The following is a 19,978-nucleotide window of genomic DNA, read 5'->3' on the forward strand; positions in this document are numbered from 1 at the left end:
TACCTCTATCTGCTGCCTAACGACAATAACTGATCAAACAAAGTGCTGGCGATCTGCATCAATTTGCCAGCGGCCTGGTAAGCCTGCTGGTAACGCAGTAGGTTCGCCGCTTCTTCATCAAGATTAACGCCAGATTCAGACTGCTGAGCAGCCACATTCTGTGCCAGTAACTTGGTTTCCGACGCTGTCGTGATTTCCACTTCATGCGCCTTGTTGCCTACCAGACTGACAAATTGTGCATACCCGCCCTGGAACGTCGTGGTCTTGCCTGCTACGGTATTTTGCGTTTGCAGGCTGCTCAGGATCACCGCATTTCTATTGTCACCAGAACCATTGGTATTAGGGCCAACATTGAATATGTCACCGTTGGCTGGATTGCCACTGACAGAAAAACTGATACCGTTGTAGCTGATGGTCGAACCCGATGTGTACGGAATCGCAGAACCGGCCGGGTAAGTCGTCGATGTGCCGCCATTGGTTACTGTCACATTTGCATTGGCCGGGAACCCTGTCAGGGTATTACCGGCAGAATTAAAAGTCAGTTTGGTTGCCGCAACCGGCAATGCCGCCGACAGCGTGAATGTATCGCCATTCGCTGGCGGACCAACCGGCGCGGGTGCTGCGCCATCGCTGATGGCAAAGCTGACACCACTGAAGCTGATGGTTGCACCGCTCGTATAGGGAACCGTTGCCGGTGGCGGATAATTGGTGGTGACGGCGCCAACTTTAACGGAGACAGTGGCGCCAGCAGGGAAGCCGGTAATATTGCCACCAGAATACGTCAGTGTCAGCGGTGCCGCCAGCGTGGTACCCAGATAAGTGTCGTCTGTTGCCACAGCACCGATAGTAGCAGTGGCAGAATTACTGCCCGATGCCACTTGCGAATTGGCAACGCCTACGCTGATCTTGCCACTACCGGTGTTAGTGGTCGGGAATGCTGTCGTCAGGGGCGCCGCAGCAGCCAGTTTGGCCGGGTCCTGGATAGCTACCGATATGCTGGAACCACCAGCCGCAGTCGGCCTGATCAGGAATTCATCACCGGCATTTGGTACTGCCGCCGCTGGCGGAGGCGCCAGTTGAAAATTGATGCCATCAAATTTTAAAGGCAGGGTTGCTGAACTCTGGGTAGCACCATCAGACAAACGGGTAATCTTGTAATTACCACCGATGAACTGCAAACGGTAGTCACTGGTTGTCAATGCAGTCGTATCAGTAATACTTGCATTGATGGCTGCTGTAGAGGTATTGAGGGCACTTGGAGTCGATACTGGCCCTGCTATGTTAAAAAGACTTCCTCCAGTTTGCCCATTCAAATCCAGTCCAAGTTTTTGCTGGTCATTGAACTGCGTTGCCACTCCGATGGCTATGCGTCCTATGCTATTTTGTGCGACATCCAGAGTACTGGCACGGAAATCCAGCAAACCGCCTAACTTGCCACCAGCAAAACTATTTTCCGGCAATAGCACAGAGGCACCATTTGCCAGATACGACACCTCAGTGCGTGAAGGGTCAGTCAAAGATTGACTGACCGCCAGTTGATTGACATTGCTGCCAAGCACCAAGGGCTGACCGTTACCAATGAATACATTATATTTGGGGCCCTGTGGCACCACACTGACCTTGGTCAGTTTGCTTAATTCAGTAACCAGTTGATCCCGTTGATCGAGCAAGTCATTGGGGGCATTACCTATGGTACTGGTACCCTGGGCTTTTTCAATGACATCATTCAAATTTGCCAACTGTGTTGCATAACTATTGATGGCCCCGACTGTCGTACCAATTTGACCGTTGACATCTTCCCGAATCTGGTCGAGACGGGTTTGCAAGCTGTTCAAGCGACCGGCAAGGGCTTGCGCAGAAGAAACAGCAGCCTGGCGTGCAGCTGCGCCGGCAGTACCGTTTGGGCTGGCGGCAAGATTCTGGAAAGACTTGAAGAAATCCTGCAAGGCAGGGGTAACACCTGCCGTCGGATCAGCAACCAGGTTATTGATCTGGCTGATTTGAGAATTATAAATAGCAGCCTGATTCTGGGCAGACTGGGAAGAGTTAACCTGACCGGCGAGAAAAGAATTGTATTGACGCTGTATCTGCGTGACAGATACCCCTTGTCCAATGAATGACCCGCCGAGATTCTGTGGCTCATTTGCAGCCTGCAGGATAACCTGGCGGTTATATCCCGGAGTGGACGCATTAGCGATATTGTGCCCGGTCGTCGCAATACCCAGCTGCGCCGCAGACAGCGCCGATTGCCCAACGCCAAATATATTTGAACCCATAATTGAACCTGCTTTTTTGCTAAGTTAGCTACCCAATGCTATCAATCATGTTTTCGGTCCGTTTCTTCAAAACTTTAATCTGATTGTACTTTCACCAGGGCAACTTACGTTGAAAGGGAATTTTTGATGATTTTTGTTAACTTATTGGCATATTCCGGGTCAGTTGCATAACCAGCTTTTTGCAAACCCTGGGCAAAACTTGTTGCATCTTTTGCATTGGCGATCACGTTTTCATAACGCGGATTCCTGGTGATCAGCCTGGCATAATCTTTGAATGCATCGGCATACGTATCATAAGCCTTGAATTTTTCGACTTTGCGTTGCGCTACACCATTCACATATTCTGTGGTCACGGCATCAACTGTCTTGCCTTTCCAGCCACGCGTGGCCTTCATGCCAAAAATGTTGTGACTGGATGAACCGTCAGCAGTTTTGATCTCGCGTTTGCCCCAGCCACTTTCCAGTGCAGCCTGACCCAGCATGAATTTAGCCGGGATACCAGTTTCCTGGCTGGCCTGTTCGGCATGAGCTGTCAACTTCTCCTGGAACTCCCGGATATGGTTTGGCCCAGTGTACGCTGTCTTGGGCGCATTGGCTGGCATCTGCTCGAACTTCAGGTTATCGAGGTAGGTATTGATTCCACGCATGGTCGATGCGCTGACACCTGATGTCTGGGTATCTGCTTCCAGCGCCTGGTTCATGGCATTATTGGACAGTTGTCTGACCAGTACGTCTGCCAGGCCCACGCCTTTCTTGGCCATGGTTTGCGACAACTGCTGATCAAGCATGGACGTGTACATACGACTCTGTTCACTATCAAACGGGCCATCCTGTCCACCGGCCTGACGCATGGATTTCAGCATCATGTTCATGAACAGTGCTTCAAATTGCTGGGCAGCACCTTTGATCGCCTCTGGCGAATTATTCCTGGCCGACTGCTTGAGCTCGTCCAGCCCTTTCGCATCAAAGGCGGTTTTATCAGTGAAGTCAGTGCGCCCTATCATAACCCTGCCCTAGATAATTTCCAGGTCTGCGCGCAAAGCGCCAGAAGCCTTGATTGCCTGCAAGATCGCCAGCAAATCTTGCGGCGTAGCGCCGATGGCATTGAGTGCCTTGACCACTTCGGCCAAAGAAACACCCGCCTTGAGCATTAATAATTGCCCGGCGTCCTTGGTGATGGAAACAGTGGAGTTGGCTGTTGCAGCAGTTTGCCCTGCCGCCAGTGCATTTGGCTGACTGACTGCATTGTCGGTATTGATCACGACCGACAGATTGCCATGCGCAACGGCGCAGGTTTCCAGGGTAACCGCCTGGTTCATGACGATGGAGCCGGTACGTGCATTCAGTATCACCTTGGCTGCCATTTGTGCCGGTGTCACATCGATGTTTTCCAGGTTACCCAGAAAAGCCACGCGCTGGTCAGTGATAGTCGGTGCTTTTACCTGAATGACACGGCCATCCAGGGCGGCAGCCGTGTCTGGGCCAAAACGGCGGTTAATGGCGTCGACCACGCGGCTGGCGGTGGAAAAATCAGAATTATTCAGTTCCAGCTGTATGCTTGGTCCCTGAGCGACTGAGTTTGGCACAGCCCTTTCCACGGTCGCGCCAGATGATATCTTGCCCACGCTCAGATGATTGACCTGCGCCTTGCTGCCATTGGCCGATGCGCCGACACCGCCTACCAGCACATTGCCTTGTGCCATGGCATAAATCTGGTTATCCGCACCTTTCAAGGGTGTCATTAACAACGTGCCACCACGCAAACTCTTGGCGTTCCCCATGGAAGAAACCGTGATATCAAGCATTTGCCCAGGTTGTGCAAACGGCGGCAAAGAGGCTGTGACCATGACAGCTGCCACATTCTTCAATTGCAGGCTGGTGCCTACCGGTATTGCAACACCAAGCTGTTGCAACATGCTGATGATGCTTTGCACTGTAAAGGGCGTCTGGGTAGTCTGGTCACCACTGCCATCCAGGCCAACCACCAGGCCATAGCCAAGCAACTGATTTTGCCGCACGCCCTGTATGCCCGCCAGATCCTTGATGCGCTCAGCCCGACATTCCTGCATGGCAGATGCGCTCATGACCATCAGCAAGACAGCGATTGTCTTGAACATTCTGGAAGTGAATAGGGAGTTCATCAATCTATCCTCACAATTCATCACAAGGGAAGGAAGCTGAGGAAAAAGCGCGTCAACATGGAATTGAGTTCAGCCTTATCAATATTTGAGGTCGAACGGTATTCAAAGCGTGCATCCGCCACCTGGGTCGAGGCAACAACATTCCCTGCCGCGATGGTGGTGGGGTTGATCACACCAGAAAACCGCACAAACTCCGCCCCTTTGTCGAAGGCCAACTGCTTTTCACCACTGACCAGCAGATTACCGTTAGGCAGCACATCGATCACCGTCACACCAATGGTGCCGGTAAAACTGTTGCTGGCCGCGGCAGCGCCCTTTTCATCAAACTTTGTTGATGAAGATGTGGACAGGGCCGCCTGAGCAGTGGTCGTGGCAGGCACACCGAATACGGTAGGCGCGGCGAACGATGCTGCGCCGGTTTTGCTGCCGGAAGCAGCGGCCGTTTTGGCAGCTGAGGTTTTTTCTGCGATGGAGATGGTCAATATATCGCCAACCATGCGCGCCCTTGCATCTTCATACAGCGGGCGATAAGTCGCCTGCTGGAAAATCGCGCCATTTGCCTGCCGTTGCGGCTTGGCCGATTGCGCAGGCAAAGACGTAGGCTGATGCACAATGGGTGCAGGTGTCACCGCGCATGCTGTCAAAAACAGCAAGGGGGCCATGCAGATCAGTCGGAAAATTTTCGAGTTCTTCATCATACTCACCATATTCACAATAAGGCGTCCGGATTTTTCATCAGCAAGATTACACAACGGCATCACAGTTGCGACAGGCGTTGCAACATCTGGTCTGAGGTGGTAATGGCCTTGCTGTTGATCTCGTAAGCGCGCTGGGTCTGTATCATATTGACCAGCTCTTCTGCCACGTTGACATTCGAGGTTTCAACAAAACTTTGCACCAGCAAGCCAGCCCCGTTGGTACCCGGCGTATTGGTGCCAGGGTTGCCGGAAGCCGCCGTTTCCACGTACAGGTTTTCACCCAGCGCCATCAAACCGGCTGGATTGATAAACGTCGCCAGTTGCAACGAACCTACCTGCACCGGCGCTGTTGAACCTGGCTGGGTTACTGAAACCGTACCGTCGCGCCCAACCGTGATGGATTGCGCATTGGCTGGAATGGTAATCGCCGGCTGTATGACAAAGCCGCTCGATGTCACCAGTTGCCCCTGGCTATCAGTCTGGAAAGAACCGTCACGGGTGTAGCCGGTCGTACCGTCAGGCATCAGCACCTGGAAAAAACCTGCTCCCGAAATTGCTACATCCTTGCTGTTGCCCGTCTGCTGCAAATTGCCCTGGGTGAAGATTTTTTCAGTCGCCACCGGACGCACACCAGTACCCAATTGCAGGCCGGAAGGTAATTGTGTCTGCTGTGAACTCTGTGCACCAGGCTGACGTATGTTTTGGTACAGCAAATCTTCAAATACCGCGCGCGAGCGTTTGAAGCCATTGGTGCTGACGTTGGCCAGGTTATTGGTCACCACGTCCATCTGCGTCTGTTGCGCATCAAGGCCGGTTTTGGATATCCATAATGAACGTATCATTGCATTCCCCTTTTGCCGTTGCGGCAAACTTTTACACCAGCCTATTGTGCTACAGACCAGCTCAACTCAAACTGAGGATCTGACCTGCTTTATTGGCGTTATTCTCGGCATTCTGCAAAAGCTTCATTTGCAGATCAAAGCTGCGTGCCAGGTTGATCATGTTGACCATGGACTCCACCACATTGACGTTGCTGTTTTCCAGCATCCCGCCAGAAACACCGACGGCAGCGTCGGCATCCACCGTCGTACCGTCCTTGGTCTTGAACAGATTATCGTCACCGCGCACGAGGTTTTCTTCTGGTGGATTGACCAGTTTCAGCCGGCCGATGACCTGCACTGCATTTGGCTTGGGACCGCTGGGTATAGCTGACACTGTACCATCCTTGGCGATGGCAACAGCCATGTCTGGCGGCACAGTGATGGGGCCGCCGTCACCAACCAGATTCAACCCGTTCTGCGTCTGCAGAATGCCATTTTCACTGACCTTCAGACTGCCGTGACGGGTGAAAGCTTCTGAGCCATCGGGCTTCTCGACAACCAGCCAGCCCTTGCCCTGTACTGCTACATCCAGCTCACGTCCGGTGATCTGCATGGCACCTGTAGAAAAATCGGTACCGACGGTCGCATCAACAACAAAGGCGCGCGTCGGCAGACCATCGCTTTTCACTGGTACGGCACGGAATGAATCTAGCTGGGCGCGAAAACCCGTGGTCGTGACATTCGCCAGATTATGCGATGTGGTGGCCTGCTGCTCAAGGATATGCTTGGCACCGGTCATCGCGGTATATACCAGTCTATCCATGAGCTACTCCTTCAGGTTTCCTGTTTTCTCTGTTGAAAAAACACATGTCAATATGAATCAATGCCATCAGTTTATTAACGCAGGTTGACCAGGGTTTGCAAAACCTGATCCTGAGTTTTAATGGTCTGGGCATTCGCCTGGTAGACACGTTGTGCAGTAATCATGTTCACGAGCTCACCGGTCAGGTCAGTATTGGAATCCTCTGTCGCGGACGATGTCAATGTCCCTAGGCTGCCGGAATTAGGCGGCCCAACCAGGGCATTACCTGAGGTTGCCGTTTCTATCCATTGATTATCGCCAGTCGGTTGCAAGCCATTCGGATTAGTGAAATTGGCCAGCACTACCTGTGCCAGTACAGCTGTCTTGCCGTTGGTATAGCTACCGACGATGGTGCCATCCTTGGCCGTATTGAACTTGGCCAGCTTGCCCGATGCATAACCATCCTGGGTATTCTTGCTGACACTGAAGTCTGAACCGAACTGGGTGGTACCGGTGAAATCGTATTTGATATCAACTGTCGTGTTAATCGGTGTCACTGCACCTGTACTGACCGGAACTGTCAACTTCATGGCCTTGGGGTCAGTTGCAGCAAACGGTGGTGTAGCAACCGTCAGCTTACCCAGATTGTCAAAACCAAGACGACCTATGGAATTGGTGGTCGCACCCGTACCATTGATCAACACTCCGTCAACAGTGGAAAAAACATCCCATTCAATCGTGGCTGGTGCGGTCGGGGGAGTAGCAACATTGTCCACCTTCACGAAGAAAGATTGAATCACATGCGAATTACCCAGACTGTCAAATACAGCAATCGACGTCGAGCTGTTATATGTCGTTGGGTCCGTGGCGCTGAAAGCTGTCGGCGTGATGACGGGTGGTATCGTGACCGGAGTTTGTGTACCTGGCACCAGCTTGCGGGAATCAAGATTCATCACCGCATTGATGATACCGGTCTGGGATGGCGCAATATCCGCCGTATTGATATTGATGGGCGCTGCCGCGCCGGTAGAAAGCACGCCAGCTGAATTGGCAACATAACCCGTCAATTGCGCACCCTGCGCATTGACGATATTGCCCAGCTTGTCGAGCTGGAACTGGCCGTTACGCGAATAGGTAATGGCGCCATTGGTCGACATGCGGAAGAAGCCACCACCGTTGATGGCAATATCAAGCGGATTATTCGTGGTCGAGATATTCCCCTGGGTGAATTGCTGCACAACACCAGATACCTTGGTACCAATACCCACCGTGCTGCCAGAGGAGCCATTGAGTGAATTTGCATAGACATCGGCAAACTGCGCCTGACCTTGCTTGTAACCGACTGTGCTGGCATTGGAGATATTATTGCCAATGACGTCAAGTGACTTGGAGGCAGCATTCAGTCCACTCAATCCTTGTTGAAAACCCATGATATTTCTCCCTAACTTTGAATAATTCGTTTTTTACCGCTTGATACAGGATGACTCCAAGGATCAATAAATTTGTCTTACATCACTCATACTGACATCACCGACATTGGCAAGACTGAGCTTCAGGCCCTGCGAACCGGAGGTGATACTCGACACCACACCAAATGCAAGACTGGTCGCATCCAGTTTCTTGTCACCAGAGCTGGCTGCGAATTCAAATTTGTACACGCCGTTGGCTGCCGTTGCACCCGCATCCGTCTTGCCGTCCCAGGTCAGGGTATTGACGCCCTGTGGCAATGCGCCCAGGCTGATTTTTCTGACGACGGCGCCAGAACTATCACGTATTACGGCATCCACCTTGTCGGCAGCCTGCGGCAAATCCAGCGCATAGATGCCCTTACCATCCGTCACTGTCATGTTACTGCCTGGTGCAATCACACCGTGACCTATCATATTGGCCGCCTGCAGATTCTGCCCTGTCTGGAAGCTGGCGTTCAAGGCTGTTACGGTCGCATTCAGTTTGTCGATGCCACTTACCGTTGACAACTGCGCCATCTGGCTGGTGACCTGGGCATTGTCCATGGGGTTGAGCGGGTCCTGATTCTTCAACTGCGTCACCAGCAAGGTCATGAAGCGATTTTGCGCATCCTCAGTCGAGGTTTTTGAAGTCTTGCTGCCGTTCATCGTCGCCAGCAGGGTTGGATCAACGGTGTCGGTTTGTATGGTAGTCATTATCTATTCCTCAATTCAGCTCTGGAATCAGCTTTAAAAATCAAGCACCAACCCAAGGCGTATCAGTCAAGCTTATTGCCCTAAGGTTAATGTTTTCAACAACATGGTTTTTGCCGAATTCATGACTTCAACATTGTTCTGGTAGGAGCGCGATGCTGAAATCATATTCACCATTTCCTCCACCACATTCACGTTCGGCATGGCCACATAGCCTTTTTCATCTGCCATGGGGTGCTTCGGGTCATACATCAGTTTAGGAGGATTGCTGTCTTCTACAACCTCATTTACCTTTACCGCCGTAGAAGCCGTACCAGCGACGGGCACGGCACTGAACACCACCTGCTTGGCCTTATAGGGCTGGCCGTCAGAGCTGGTAACACTGTCAGCATTGGCCAGATTGCTTGACACCACGTTCAGGCGCTGCGACTGCGCACTCATGGCAGAACCGGCAACATTGAAAACATTAAAGAGTGACATGACGATTATCCTTGTATCGCTGCCAGCATACCCTTGATCTGCATGTTGATCATGGTCAGGCTGGCCTCATAGCGCAGGGCATTATCGGTAAACTGATTGCGCTCCACATCCATATCCACCGTATTGCCATCCACACTACCCTGCACGGTTGGCCGGTACTGCGGAGTAGTGCCGGCGACGCTACCTGGCGTATCAATATGCTGGACAGCAGTCTTGTTCAGTGGTGTTGGCGACTGGTTAACATTCTGGTGCAGGGCATTACTGAGAACGGAAGAAAAATCAATGTCCCTGGCCTTGTAGTTAGGTGTGTCGGCATTGGCAATATTCGACGCCAGCAATTGCTGGCGCTGCCCCCGGACCGATAATGCAGTCTCGTGGAATCGGAAAAACTCATCTAATTTGCTGACCATCTTCATCTCCTCAGCCGCAGATTCCTGGTTAAACTGCGCGCCATACGGTTTGCCATACCTTGCATACTATCCGCCGGCAGGCAAGTTTGATCAATCGAGAAGAACGGAAAAACCCTGCTTATTCACGCATTCAAAAACGCCCCAAAATCCTAAAATGGAAGTCAGAACAGCGCAGGCAGGTAAGCAAATGAAAACCCCAAGAATTCTCCGCAAGATATTGTCGGCATCAATAGTGCTCAGCCTGGCTGGTATCTGCCAGGCTGCACCATTCACCACACCGCAAGACATGGCCCAATTGCGCCAGCTTGCACTTGATTTTCTGACATTACAGGCAAGCGGCCAAAGCGGGCAGGTACAGGTAAGTGTCGGTGAAGTCGACAAGCGTCTTAACCTGCAAGCCTGCGAAAACCCCAGCCCCTCCCTGCCACCGGGCAGCAAACCCTGGGGCAAGGTAACCGTAGCCATACGCTGTACCGTCCCGACGCCATGGATGATCTACCTGCAGGCCAATGTGCAGGTAACGGCAGAGTACTACGTGGCAGCGAATTCTCTTGCCCAAGGACAAATTTTGACGATGGCTGACCTGAGCAAGGTAAAAGGCGATATTTCAAAACTGCCTGCCGGTGTTATTACCAGTCCCGAGCAAGCCATAGGCAAGACCATACAGGTGTCAATACCGTCAGGCAGCGTCTTGCGTACCGATGCGCTCAAAAGCCCTGCAGTAATCCAACAAGGGCAGTCGGTACGGGTAGTCAGTTCCGGCCCTGGTTTCCAGGTGGCAACAGATGCCATTGCGCTCAATAACGCTGCAGATGGCCAGATTGCCAAGGCCAAAACCAGCTCAGGACAAACTGTCAGCGGTGTGGCAAAAATTGGTGGGATCATAGAGATCGTCTATTAGTATTCATTGCCGATAGAAAATATTTTCCTGCAGATAAAGTTCAGCCTGTCATGCCAAGAGTTTAGAAGATGCAATATTTTTTTAAAGTAAGGTTAAAGTTTAAAATTACGCAGCCGATAAGTTGGATGTAGATGTTTGTAATTCCCACACTGAGGGTATCGCTGTGAAAATTGATGACGCACTGAACAAGACTGCCGGGCTCCCAGTGAGCCCGCAGCAGGCGCGCACGGAAAAACCTGCGGAAACGCAAGTTCCTGTCGCAAATTCTTCGAAAGTACAGATTTCAACACTGTCCACACAGTTGCAAGCCTTGCAGAGTACGCAGGCCAGCAACGCAGTGTTTGAAACGAAGAAGGTGGAAGAAATCAAGCTGGCCATTGCCGAAGGACGCTTTCAGGTGAACTCGGAAAAAGTCGCTGATGGTCTTCTGGAAACAGTTAAAGATCTGCTCAACGCCAGAAAACGTTAACATGAATGCAACAAGTACCGGACACGCCGCCATTGAACAATGCCTGAGGGAAGAAGTCACTACCATGACTTCACTCGCTGACCTGCTGAAAAAAGAGCAAGCTGCATTGATAGAAAGCGACGTCACCCAGCTCAATGACTACACCCAAAGCAAGGGGCAGCTCGTTGGCAAGATGTCCGAACTTGAAAAAATGCGTAATGGCTATCTGAATGTGCTTGGCTATAATGCCGATATTGAAGGCATGCAAGCCTATCTGCAGCAGGCAGGTAACGCACAGGAAGCCGCCAGGGCCTGGGATGCCCTGCTCCAGTTGTCACTACAGGCAAAAGAGGATAATCGCACCAATGGCTTGCTGATCAATCGTCGACTGTCGCAAAACCAGGCCACATTGAACGTCTTGCAGCAAAACAATCCTGCCGGATCAATGTACGGCCCGAATGGCCAGTCCACCATCAAAAGCACGCCGGGTAAAGGCTATATTGCCACCTGAACCACGCAGGCTGAACCAAGACCAAAGATCCCATACCTCCCGTTGCCCTGATATATAGTGCAATCACGCCAGCTTTATTCTTGCAGCAGGCAAACATCATTGCCATTTAAATAATCATGGACCCACGACAGCTGCAGGCGAAGATGCTGGCGCTCCCACCGGTGCAGCAACAGAAGAAACAGATGAGCCAATCGGGTTTGTCGGTGCAATCGGCACCTCAACGACAGGTTCAGGCAGAACTGCCAGTATGGTGACAGAAACCCTGCGGTTTCTGGCGCGGCCCTCAGGTGTTTCATTGTCACTGACAGGCAGTTTCGCACCCTGCCCCACTGCCGTGACGCGGAGCTCATCGACACCATTTTCCGTCAGCAAACGCGCCACGGTACTGGCCCTGACTGCGGACAATTCCCAGTTGGAAGGGAAGATTGAATTCTTGATAGGCAGATTATCAGTATGTCCCTCAACCTGAATGGCATGCGTATCTACCTTAAGAACGCCTGCGATTGCTTTCAACGCCTGTACAGAATCTACGTTCAGGCGTGCATCGCCAGGAGCAAACAGCAGGCTGGCATTAATTTCTATGGTGATACCGCGGCTGGTCTGTGTGACCTTGACCTTGCCTTCACGAACCAGGGGTTCCAGCACAGTCAGAATATCCTTGGCCATGGTTGTCATCTGCGCCCGCTCCTTGCGCAAACCTTCACTGTTACGCGCCCTGACCAGCGGTAAAGGGTCCAGCTTTATCAGTTGATCATTTTGCGCATCCACCGGCTTTGGTTGCACAGTCATGACTTTGCCAAAGGCGCCGGTCAGCGAATTTGACAGGACACGATACTTGCCCTCATTCAGGGATGAAATCGCATACATGACGACAAAGAAGGCAAACAGCAGGGTAATAAAATCCGCGTAAGAAACCAGCCATCTTTCATGGTTTTCGTGTTCTTCGTGGAATTTTTTTCTTGCCATGGTTGATTGCCTCAGAAAATCACTTCCGGTGATCGGTCAGTCTTTCTTCCACCACACGCGGACTGTCACCCAGGGCAATGCTGTAAAAAATATCTGACAGCATTTCACGACGCGTGACTTCACGCCCTATGATTTCTTTCAATTTATTACTTACTGGCAAAAACAGCAAATTGGCCATGCCCACACCATAGATGGTGGCAACAAAGGCAACGGCAATACCACCGCCAAGCTTGGACGGGTCGCTCAGATTTTCCATCACATGGATCAAGCCCAGGACGGCGCCCAAGATGCCTATGGTAGGCGAATAGCCGCCTGCCGCTTCCCAGATTTTGGCTGCCTGGCGCTGCTCCATTTCGTAGAGGGAAATATCAACATCAAGGATGTCTTTCAGGCGTATCGGGTCTATGCCATCGATGACCAGGCGCAAGCCCTTGCCGATGAAGGGATCGCTTGAAGCATTCATATAGCGCTCCAGACTCAGGAAGCCCTCACGCCGGGCAACCACGCTCCAGACCAGGGCATCCTCCACATTCTTTTTGCTGTTGTCCGGCGGCTCTGACACGACCCAGCGCAACATACGCACGCCGCGACGGAAAGTCTGCAAACGGCTTTGCAGCAAGACCGCACCAAGGGTGCCGATAAAGACAATCACAAATGCCGCCGGTTGCACCAGTGAAGACAGGCGCCCTCCCTCGATAACCTGTCCGGCGAGTATGCCCACCACCACAAGAATTAATCCGACTATGCTAGCCCAGTCCACGCCTTCTCCCTTAAGTAAGCCCTGAGCCTGGCCACTGCCTGACTATGCAGTTGTGACACCCGTGATTCCGACACGCCCATCACGGCACCGATTTCCTTCAGGTTCAACTCCTGCTCGTAGTACAGACCCATCAGCAGTTTTTCCCGCTCAGGCAAGCTGTCGATGGCGCCGATGACCGCATCACGGAAGTCATCATTCAGCAAGTCCTGCAGCGGATCGCCTGACAGGTCAGAGCAATAATGATCAAGGAAATGCTCCTTGGTGTCGGCATCATGAAAATCTTCGTAGTACACGAGTTGATGCCCGCCGCTGTCGGTCAGCATTTCCTGATACTCTTCCAGGCTCAGTTTCAGTGATTTGGCGACTTCGGTTTCGGATGGCGGCCGTCCCAGCTTTTGCTGGAGTACATTCATCGCATTCTCTATCTTGCGCATGTTCTGGCGTACACCACGTGGCAACCAGTCGCTGCTGCGCAATTCATCGAGCATGGCCCCGCGTATGCGCTGTACGGCATAGGTTTCAAACTGCGCGCCATGTGTATCTTCGTAGCGGTTAACGGCATCCAGCAGGCCTATCATGCCGGCCTGTACAAGATCGTCCACCTCCACACTCGGGGGCAGGCGCGCCTTCAACTGGTAAGCCAGACGCTTGACCAGTGGCGCATGCTCCCTTAGCAGGAAGTTTTTATCTGATTTTCCGCTTGCGGTGTACATGGTGATTACATTCCGAGACTGACACCCAGCTCAGGGACTCCCTCTGCACACAAGGTGGAACGTGCCGTCATCGCCAAATGCTCTGCCAGCCGCGAAAATGCCAGCGAAGCAAGTGCCTTGGGAAAAGCATCAATCACAGAACGTCCCAAATGTGCCGCCTTTCTCACATGCTCATCTTCCGGCACATGGCCGACGTAGTGCAGTGGCACTGCCAGGTAACGGCGTGCCGCCTGCGCCATATTCGTATAAATCAATCTCGCCTCTTTTTCCGATGCACCGGACACCAAAATACCATAACCCCGCCTGCCTACACGATTGCTGACACGTTTGATCAAGCCATATGCCGCCTTGATCATGTCAGGATCAGCCGACACCTGTATCACCAGCTCGCTGTCATCAAGTGTCGCCAGCGGGAAAGCATCATCCGCACTGATCTCACTGTCAACCATCACCAGGTCCACCTTGTTCGCGGCCACATCAAACACCCGCGACAACTGCCGGGCGCTTTCTTGCGGCAGTTTTGCCGAAGCCCAGGCATGGCGCGACAGCATGGTCACAGACAGGCCAGCGGCCACCAATTTGACCGCTTCCTTCATTGTACGCTGTTGTCTCGCTACATCCAATAAGGTCTCGTCATGACTGGCATTGAGCCAGGCGCCTACGCTGTTCTCTGAAGCCCGGGCATCCACCATCAGGACCTGATTGCCCTGGCGTGCCAGTGACACCCCCAGATTCACCAGCATGCCGCTCTTTTCATCTTCCCGCAATGCTGACAAAAAGGTAAATACCCGTGGTTTTGGCCCGGCCAACAGGCGACGTAAACCTTCTGCCTGATCAAAACTAGCCAAGGGACACCTCCTCACCAGCACGACCGGCACGACCACCAGCCAGGGCTGCCGAAGCTGCACCGGCCATCAGCAAGGGCAACTCTTCGTCGAGATAACGAAAGGCCGCCGTCTCACGCTTGAGTTTGAAAGCACGGTCAATCAGGTACAGCTTGTTGGCAATGTGCAGGTCTTCAGGTACACGCTGGCCGCTGGCGACGTAGTACACCATCAACTTCTGGCGTATCGCAATATCCAGAACACCACCTATGGTCGCCGCCTCATCCAGCTTGGTTAAAATACAACCTGCCAGACCATTGCCCTGATAAGCGCGCACCACTTCACTCAGGGTTTCACCGGTTGAAGTCGCATTCAGGCACAGCAAACGCTTCACCGGAGTGTCAGTTCCTGACAACATGGCAACCTGTTCGGTCACCATTTTATCGCGCTGGCTGACACCGACAGTATCGATCAGGACCGTATGTTTGCTCCTAAGCTCGGACAAGGCAATGCGCAAGTCAGCTTCATCCTTGACCGCATGCACCATCACGCCGAGTATTTTGCCGTAGATGCGTAATTGTTCAAAACCACCGATACGATAGCCGTCAGTCGTGATCAGCGCCAACTTGGATGGACCGTGACGCATCACGCAGCGTGCCGCCAGCTTGGCTGTGGTCGTGGTCTTACCTACTCCTGTGGGGCCGACCAGGGCGTATACGCCACCTTTTTCCAGTATTTCATTTTCATTGTTGATGGTCGACAGATTGCGCGTCAGTACATTTCTGATCCAGTCCAGACCATTTTCGGCTTTATCCGTTTCGGGCAGTTTTTCCACCAGGTAGCGTGACAGACTGGCACTGAAACCTGCCGCCAGCAATTCACGCAAAACCTCTGCCTTTTGTGGCTGGCGCTGCTGTGTCTGGGCCCATGAGATTTCCGCCAGTTGCGATTCCAGCATATTGCGCATGGAACGGATTTCCGACATCACATTGTTGAGCTCGCTGGCATTGACAGGCATGTCATTTTCACCACCAGGGCTGAAGATGCCCTTCTGCAGATTATTCTGCGGCCTGCCTGTGCCGGCGCTGGATGCTCTGGCAGGCGGAGTATCAAAGCTGCGCTCGACAGGTTTGAGCGCAGGTATCGATTCATCTGACCTGAAGCGCGGCGCAAACCTTGGCGCATCCGGTACCGGCACGTCATCTTCAGGGGCAGGTGCAATGGCATTGATAGTCTCATCAGCCATAGCCAGAATCTCCACCTTGCCGCCCACGTTACGATTGGACAGGATCACGGCATCAGCCCCCAAAGCATCACGCAACATGCGCAAAGCTTCGCGAGACGTATTCGCGGTAAATTTTCTGACGTTCATGATTGACCTCCGACCAGACTGGTGACTCTAATGGTTTTTGTTTCAGGTACTTCGTTGTGTGACAAGACTTTCAATTGCGGCAAAGTACGGCGCAAGAAGCGTGACAGCAAAGCCCTCAATGGCGCAGGCACCAGCAATACCGGTGTCAGCCCCATTTGCTCCTGATGCTGTGCAGCAGCCTCGGCCTGGCTCAGCAATGTATCGGCCAAACCCGGTTCTATGCCAGATCCATCCGCACCGCTGGTCTGCAAGGCTTGCATCAGCAGGCGTTCAAGACGGTTATCAAGCGTCATGACCGTCATCTCATTCCCGGTCGGGAATATCTGCTGGACGATGGCGCGCCCCAGTGCGATCCTGACCTGGGCAGTCAATTCGCCGACATCCTGAGTATGCATGGCCTGCTCTGACAAGGTTTCTATAATGGTGCGCATGTCGCGGATATGCACCCCTTCAATCAGCAGGTTCTGCAAGACTTTCTGCAATATCGACAGTGGCAGAACCTTCGGCACCAGTTCTTCCACCATCTTGGGCATTTCCTTGGCCAGGTGATCCATCAGCAACTGTACTTCCTGACGACCCAGCAATTCGGCGGCATGGCTGGTGATGAGGTGATTCAGGTGAGTCGCAATCACCGTCCCGGAATCAACAACGGTATAGCCCATGCCTTGCGCCTGTTCCCGCATGCCGGCATCTATCCATACCGCAGGCAGACCGAATGCGGGGTCATTGGTGACCGTGCCCGGCAGGTTGCCGGTCACCATGCCAGGGTTGATCGCCAGGTATTGACCGCTCAGTGCTTCACCGGTACCGACTTCGACACCTTTCAGGGTGATCCTGTATGCCGAGGGTTTCAATTCCAGATTGTCGCGAATATGGACAGGCGGCGACAGAAAGCCGACCTCCTGGGCAAACTTCTTGCGTATGCCCTTGATACGGCGCAGCAATTCCCCGCCCTGGTTTTTATCCACCAGGGGGATCAGGCGATAACCGACTTCCAGTCCCAGGGTATCGACGGGCATGATGTCCTGCCAGGTTGCCTCTTCCATCTCAGCGCCTGAACTGACGGGCGCTTCCACTTTTTCTTCGGCGACAGGCGCAGCATTGGCACGCTTGTTGAGCAAGTAGCCGCCGCCGCCAAGAACGCCGGCCAGCAGGATAAAGGCAATATGCGGCATGCCTGGTATCAGGCCCATGCCACCGATGATGCCGCCTGTGATCAACAAGACCTGGGGTTTGGCAAACAATTGACCGATCAACTGGCCGCTGATGTCCTGATCACTGGCCACCCTTGACACCACAACACCGGCTGCGGTTGAAATGATCAGCGAAGGAATCTGCGCCACCAGGCCATCACCAATTGCCAGCAGGGTGTAGTTTTTCAAGGCGGCAGCAAAATCCAGGTCATGCTGGACCATGCCGACAATCAAGCCACCAACAATATTGATGACCGTCACCATGATGCCGGCCACGGCATCACCACGCACGTATTTACTTGCACCATCCATGGCGCCATAAAATTCTGCTTCTTGCGCTACCTCAGTACGGCGGCGGCGTGCCTCCTGCTCGGCAATCAGACCGGCATTGAGATCGGCATCAATGGCCATTTGCTTGCCCGGCATCGCATCCAGGGCAAAACGTGCACCGACCTCGGCGATACGGCCAGCACCCTTGGTCACCACAGTAAAGTTGATAATGGTCAGGATGATGAAGACCACGATACCAACCGTGTAATTACCACCAATCAGAAAGTGACCAAAAGCTTCAATCACCTTGCCGGCCGCATCAGGACCAGTGTGCCCTTCTGTCAGGACCACGCGGGTGGAAGCCACGTTCAACGACAGACGCAACATGGTGCTGACCAGCAGCACCGTCGGGAACACCATGAAATCAAGCGGCTTGACTGTGTACAGACTGGTCAGCAAAACAATGACAGCTATCGCGATATTGAAGCTGAAGAAGACATCGAGCACAAATGCAGGCAAAGGCAAGACCATCATCGCCAGCATCAGGATGATGAGGAAAGGTGCGGCCAATGCGCGCGTGTTCATGCCATTCATCCAGGCAGGCAGGGTGAGGCTATTCATACATTAGCTCCTGGTTGATTTTGCGCCCGATTCTCAATTTGATCTTTTGTTTCATTGTTAGGATCAAGCTCTGGTGGTACATATAAATCTCTTGGTTCTGCAGGCCTGCCGGCGCCGGCCTGGCGATAGCTGCGCAGTTGATAGACATAAGCCAGCACTTCAGCCACGGCGGCATACAGTGCTTCCGGAATTTCATCGCCGAGGTCAGTGTGCTTGTACAATGCACGCGCCAGTGGTGGCGCTTCCAGCAATGGCACTCTGTGCTCTTTGGCCAGTTCACGAATTTTGGCAGCGACGGCATCTGCGCCCTTGGCCACTACTTTGGGTGCGCCATTGCCACCCTCGGTGTATTTCAGTGCAACGGCAAAGTGCGTCGGGTTGGTGACCACCACGTCAGCAGTCGGTATCTCTGCCATCATGCGGCGACGGGCCATCTCACGCTGCTGTGCACGGATTTTTGCCTTGATCTGCGGATTACCATTGGCTTCTTTTGATTCCTGTATGACTTCCTGGTGTGTCATCTTCAGTTTTTCGGCGTATTGCCACATCTGGTAAGGTGCATCAATCGCCGCAATGACCACCAGCGAACCGACGATGGCCAGAAAACACACACCCATCATGTGGCCGACATGCGCAGGCCCGGTCTTCAATGATTCCAGCGGCAAGGCAAAGATGGCGTTCTTCTGGCTCATGATGACAGTCCAGGCCACCGCACCGACCAGGATGGTTTTGATGATCGCCTTCAACAGCTCCACACCGGCACGGGTGGAAATCATGTTACCAAGGCCGGAAATCGGGTTCATGCGCGCAAAGTTCGGCTGCAGTGCCTTGGCGCTGAACAGCCAGCCACCAATCAGCAGTGGCGATCCCAGGGCCACGATCAGGAGCAACACGGCTACCGGCGCAAAAGCGATCAGCACGTCCCACAAGCTGGCAGCTATTTTTGAAAACAGCAACTCATGGTCATAAATGATGGCACGCTCCAGCGACAAACCCGTCACCAGTGCATGATTCAGGTGCTGTACCAGGCTGTCACCCATAGCCCATAGCGAGCCACCTGCCGCCAACAGAATGGTGCAGGTAGACAGTTCACGCGAACGCGGAACATCGCCCTCTTCCCGCGCCTGCTCAAGGCGCTTGGGCGAGGCCGGTTCGGTACGTTCAAGGTCACTGTCTTCGGCCATTGCCGACTCCCATTATTTCTTCAAAGCAACGACTGCTTTGATTACGCAAATTCACAGGTGTAATTATTGGCTATGACAGAAGCACAAGATGCGTGGAATAAAGGAGGAAATACCCCTTTCCTTTTGCAAAAGAGTGCCTGGTTCGCCAAAACATGCTGGGAAAGGCAACAATCACGGAGAAATGCTGTTGTGACCGACTTGTCATTTAAGCTTGCAATTTAAGCTTATTCTTTGAACTACATGGCAGCACAAGCACTGTGCTGGGTTGCCATCTTGACTGGCATGCAAGACAAAATACCAAGCATAAAACCAGCCAGAATTCACACAAGTTAAAACATAATTCTGCTACCTGCGATGTATCATCATGTCTGCAAGAAATACGACGAGACAATCCCCCTCACGATCAAGCCAGGATGAGTCAGACAGAT

At 52.8% G+C, this 19,978-nt stretch carries 20 protein-coding genes; 3 read left to right on the forward strand and 17 right to left on the reverse strand.

The features are described 5' to 3' along the window. Positions 1–5 precede the first annotated feature (5 nt). From flgK to flgB, 10 genes are all read right to left on the reverse strand, one after another. Positions 6–2,276 (reverse strand): flagellar hook-associated protein FlgK, encoded by a 2,271-nt coding sequence (gene flgK, locus LZ463_RS07895; protein ID WP_241455065.1) that lies wholly within the window; start codon positions 2,274–2,276, stop codon positions 6–8. 104 nt (positions 2,277–2,380) lie between these two features. After that, positions 2,381–3,280, reverse strand: coding sequence for a flagellar assembly peptidoglycan hydrolase FlgJ (gene flgJ / locus LZ463_RS07900; RefSeq protein ID WP_241455066.1), 900 nt, complete (start codon positions 3,278–3,280; stop codon positions 2,381–2,383). A 9-nt stretch (positions 3,281–3,289) separates the two neighbouring features. After that, entirely contained in the window at positions 3,290–4,393 is a 1,104-nt protein-coding gene (locus tag LZ463_RS07905) for a flagellar basal body P-ring protein FlgI (RefSeq protein WP_241455166.1), read from the reverse strand. Between the two features lie 44 nt (positions 4,394–4,437). Next, a complete protein-coding gene (locus LZ463_RS07910) occupies positions 4,438–5,115 on the reverse strand; it encodes a flagellar basal body L-ring protein FlgH (RefSeq protein WP_489686092.1) in 678 nt (225 codons plus the stop codon). A 59-nt stretch (positions 5,116–5,174) separates the two neighbouring features. Continuing rightward, positions 5,175–5,957, reverse strand: coding sequence for a flagellar basal-body rod protein FlgG (flgG, locus tag LZ463_RS07915; protein ID WP_241455067.1), 783 nt, complete (start codon positions 5,955–5,957; stop codon positions 5,175–5,177). A gap of 61 nt (positions 5,958–6,018) precedes the next feature. Beyond that, complete coding sequence (gene flgF, locus LZ463_RS07920; RefSeq protein ID WP_241455068.1) at positions 6,019–6,759, reverse strand: flagellar basal-body rod protein FlgF; 741 nt, start codon at positions 6,757–6,759, stop codon at positions 6,019–6,021. Positions 6,760–6,833: 74 nt separating this feature from the next. Beyond that, positions 6,834–8,168, reverse strand: a complete 1,335-nt coding sequence (gene flgE / locus LZ463_RS07925) for a flagellar hook protein FlgE (protein WP_241455069.1) — start codon at positions 8,166–8,168, stop codon at positions 6,834–6,836. A gap of 63 nt (positions 8,169–8,231) precedes the next feature. Beyond that, positions 8,232–8,900 carry a flagellar hook assembly protein FlgD gene (locus tag LZ463_RS07930; RefSeq protein ID WP_241455070.1) on the reverse strand — a complete coding sequence of 223 codons (669 nt, stop codon included), beginning with the start codon at positions 8,898–8,900 and terminating at the stop codon, positions 8,232–8,234. A gap of 72 nt (positions 8,901–8,972) precedes the next feature. Further along, a complete protein-coding gene (flgC, locus tag LZ463_RS07935) occupies positions 8,973–9,377 on the reverse strand; it encodes a flagellar basal body rod protein FlgC (RefSeq protein WP_241455071.1) in 405 nt (134 codons plus the stop codon). A gap of 5 nt (positions 9,378–9,382) precedes the next feature. Then, on the reverse strand, positions 9,383–9,787 hold the full coding sequence (gene flgB / locus LZ463_RS07940) for a flagellar basal body rod protein FlgB (protein ID WP_241455072.1): 405 nt from the start codon (positions 9,785–9,787) through the stop codon (positions 9,383–9,385). 187 nt (positions 9,788–9,974) lie between these two features. Here flgB and flgA point away from each other — a divergent pair, with 187 nt between their 5' ends. From flgA to LZ463_RS07955, 3 genes are all read left to right on the forward strand, one after another. Next, complete coding sequence (gene flgA / locus LZ463_RS07945; protein ID WP_241455073.1) at positions 9,975–10,688, forward strand: flagellar basal body P-ring formation chaperone FlgA; 714 nt, start codon at positions 9,975–9,977, stop codon at positions 10,686–10,688. A gap of 163 nt (positions 10,689–10,851) precedes the next feature. Further along, entirely contained in the window at positions 10,852–11,157 is a 306-nt protein-coding gene (gene flgM, locus LZ463_RS07950; protein WP_241455074.1) for a flagellar biosynthesis anti-sigma factor FlgM, read from the forward strand. Between the two features lies 1 nt (position 11,158). After that, positions 11,159–11,647, forward strand: coding sequence for a flagella synthesis protein FlgN (locus LZ463_RS07955; protein ID WP_241455075.1), 489 nt, complete (start codon positions 11,159–11,161; stop codon positions 11,645–11,647). Positions 11,648–11,761: 114 nt separating this feature from the next. Here the strand turns inward: LZ463_RS07955 and motD are convergent, their stop codons facing one another. From motD to flhB, 7 genes are read right to left on the reverse strand one after another with little or no spacing between them, the layout of a single operon-like run. Next, a complete protein-coding gene (gene motD, locus LZ463_RS07960; RefSeq protein ID WP_241455076.1) occupies positions 11,762–12,613 on the reverse strand; it encodes a flagellar motor protein MotD in 852 nt (283 codons plus the stop codon). Positions 12,614–12,632: 19 nt separating this feature from the next. Further along, positions 12,633–13,373 (reverse strand): flagellar motor protein, encoded by a 741-nt coding sequence (locus LZ463_RS07965; protein ID WP_241455077.1) that lies wholly within the window; start codon positions 13,371–13,373, stop codon positions 12,633–12,635. Continuing rightward, entirely contained in the window at positions 13,355–14,086 is a 732-nt protein-coding gene (locus LZ463_RS07970) for an RNA polymerase sigma factor FliA (RefSeq protein ID WP_241455078.1), read from the reverse strand. The genes LZ463_RS07965 and LZ463_RS07970 overlap by 19 nt, the downstream gene beginning before the upstream one ends. Before the next feature lie 5 nt (positions 14,087–14,091). After that, the gene (locus LZ463_RS07975; RefSeq protein WP_241455079.1) at positions 14,092–14,934 is read right to left on the reverse strand and encodes a MinD/ParA family ATP-binding protein; all 843 of its coding nucleotides are present in this window, start codon (positions 14,932–14,934) and stop codon (positions 14,092–14,094) included. After that, positions 14,927–16,282, reverse strand: a complete 1,356-nt coding sequence (gene flhF / locus LZ463_RS07980; protein ID WP_241455080.1) for a flagellar biosynthesis GTPase FlhF — start codon at positions 16,280–16,282, stop codon at positions 14,927–14,929. Before flhF ends, LZ463_RS07975 begins: the two co-directional genes overlap by 8 nt. Continuing rightward, positions 16,279–18,366 (reverse strand): flagellar biosynthesis protein FlhA, encoded by a 2,088-nt coding sequence (gene flhA, locus LZ463_RS07985; protein ID WP_241455081.1) that lies wholly within the window; start codon positions 18,364–18,366, stop codon positions 16,279–16,281. Before flhA ends, flhF begins: the two co-directional genes overlap by 4 nt. Further along, positions 18,363–19,550: a flagellar biosynthesis protein FlhB gene (gene flhB / locus LZ463_RS07990; protein ID WP_241455082.1), complete on the reverse strand. Its 1,188-nt coding sequence runs from the start codon at positions 19,548–19,550 to the stop codon at positions 18,363–18,365. The genes flhA and flhB overlap by 4 nt, the downstream gene beginning before the upstream one ends. Between the last annotated feature and the right edge of the window lie 428 nt (positions 19,551–19,978).

The organism is Undibacterium paludis, assembly GCF_022568815.1.
GTDB lineage: Bacteria > Pseudomonadota > Gammaproteobacteria > Burkholderiales > Burkholderiaceae_D > Undibacterium.

Excerpts from the sequence above, each read along its gene's own strand:
- flgG (WP_241455067.1), bottom strand. The coding sequence starts at position 5,957 with ATGATACGTTCATTATGGATATCCAAAACCGGCCTTGATGCGCAACAG.
- flgB (WP_241455072.1), bottom strand. The coding sequence starts at position 9,787 with ATGGTCAGCAAATTAGATGAGTTTTTCCGATTCCACGAGACTGCATTA.
- flgE (WP_241455069.1), bottom strand. The coding sequence starts at position 8,168 with ATGGGTTTTCAACAAGGATTGAGTGGACTGAATGCTGCCTCCAAGTCA.
- flgC (WP_241455071.1), bottom strand. The coding sequence starts at position 9,377 with ATGTCACTCTTTAATGTTTTCAATGTTGCCGGTTCTGCCATGAGTGCG.
- flhB (WP_241455082.1), bottom strand. The coding sequence starts at position 19,550 with ATGGCCGAAGACAGTGACCTTGAACGTACCGAACCGGCCTCGCCCAAG.
- motD (WP_241455076.1), bottom strand. The coding sequence starts at position 12,613 with ATGGCAAGAAAAAAATTCCACGAAGAACACGAAAACCATGAAAGATGG.
- flgJ (WP_241455066.1), bottom strand. The coding sequence starts at position 3,280 with ATGATAGGGCGCACTGACTTCACTGATAAAACCGCCTTTGATGCGAAA.
- LZ463_RS07905 (WP_241455166.1), bottom strand. The coding sequence starts at position 4,393 with ATGTTCAAGACAATCGCTGTCTTGCTGATGGTCATGAGCGCATCTGCC.
- flgF (WP_241455068.1), bottom strand. The coding sequence starts at position 6,759 with ATGGATAGACTGGTATATACCGCGATGACCGGTGCCAAGCATATCCTT.
- LZ463_RS07955 (WP_241455075.1), top strand. The coding sequence starts at position 11,159 with ATGAATGCAACAAGTACCGGACACGCCGCCATTGAACAATGCCTGAGG.
- flhF (WP_241455080.1), bottom strand. The coding sequence starts at position 16,282 with ATGAACGTCAGAAAATTTACCGCGAATACGTCTCGCGAAGCTTTGCGC.
- LZ463_RS07970 (WP_241455078.1), bottom strand. The coding sequence starts at position 14,086 with ATGTACACCGCAAGCGGAAAATCAGATAAAAACTTCCTGCTAAGGGAG.
- LZ463_RS07930 (WP_241455070.1), bottom strand. The coding sequence starts at position 8,900 with ATGACTACCATACAAACCGACACCGTTGATCCAACCCTGCTGGCGACG.
- LZ463_RS07910 (WP_489686092.1), bottom strand. The coding sequence starts at position 5,115 with ATGATGAAGAACTCGAAAATTTTCCGACTGATCTGCATGGCCCCCTTG.
- flhA (WP_241455081.1), bottom strand. The coding sequence starts at position 18,366 with ATGAATAGCCTCACCCTGCCTGCCTGGATGAATGGCATGAACACGCGC.
- flgK (WP_241455065.1), bottom strand. The coding sequence starts at position 2,276 with ATGGGTTCAAATATATTTGGCGTTGGGCAATCGGCGCTGTCTGCGGCG.
- flgA (WP_241455073.1), top strand. The coding sequence starts at position 9,975 with ATGAAAACCCCAAGAATTCTCCGCAAGATATTGTCGGCATCAATAGTG.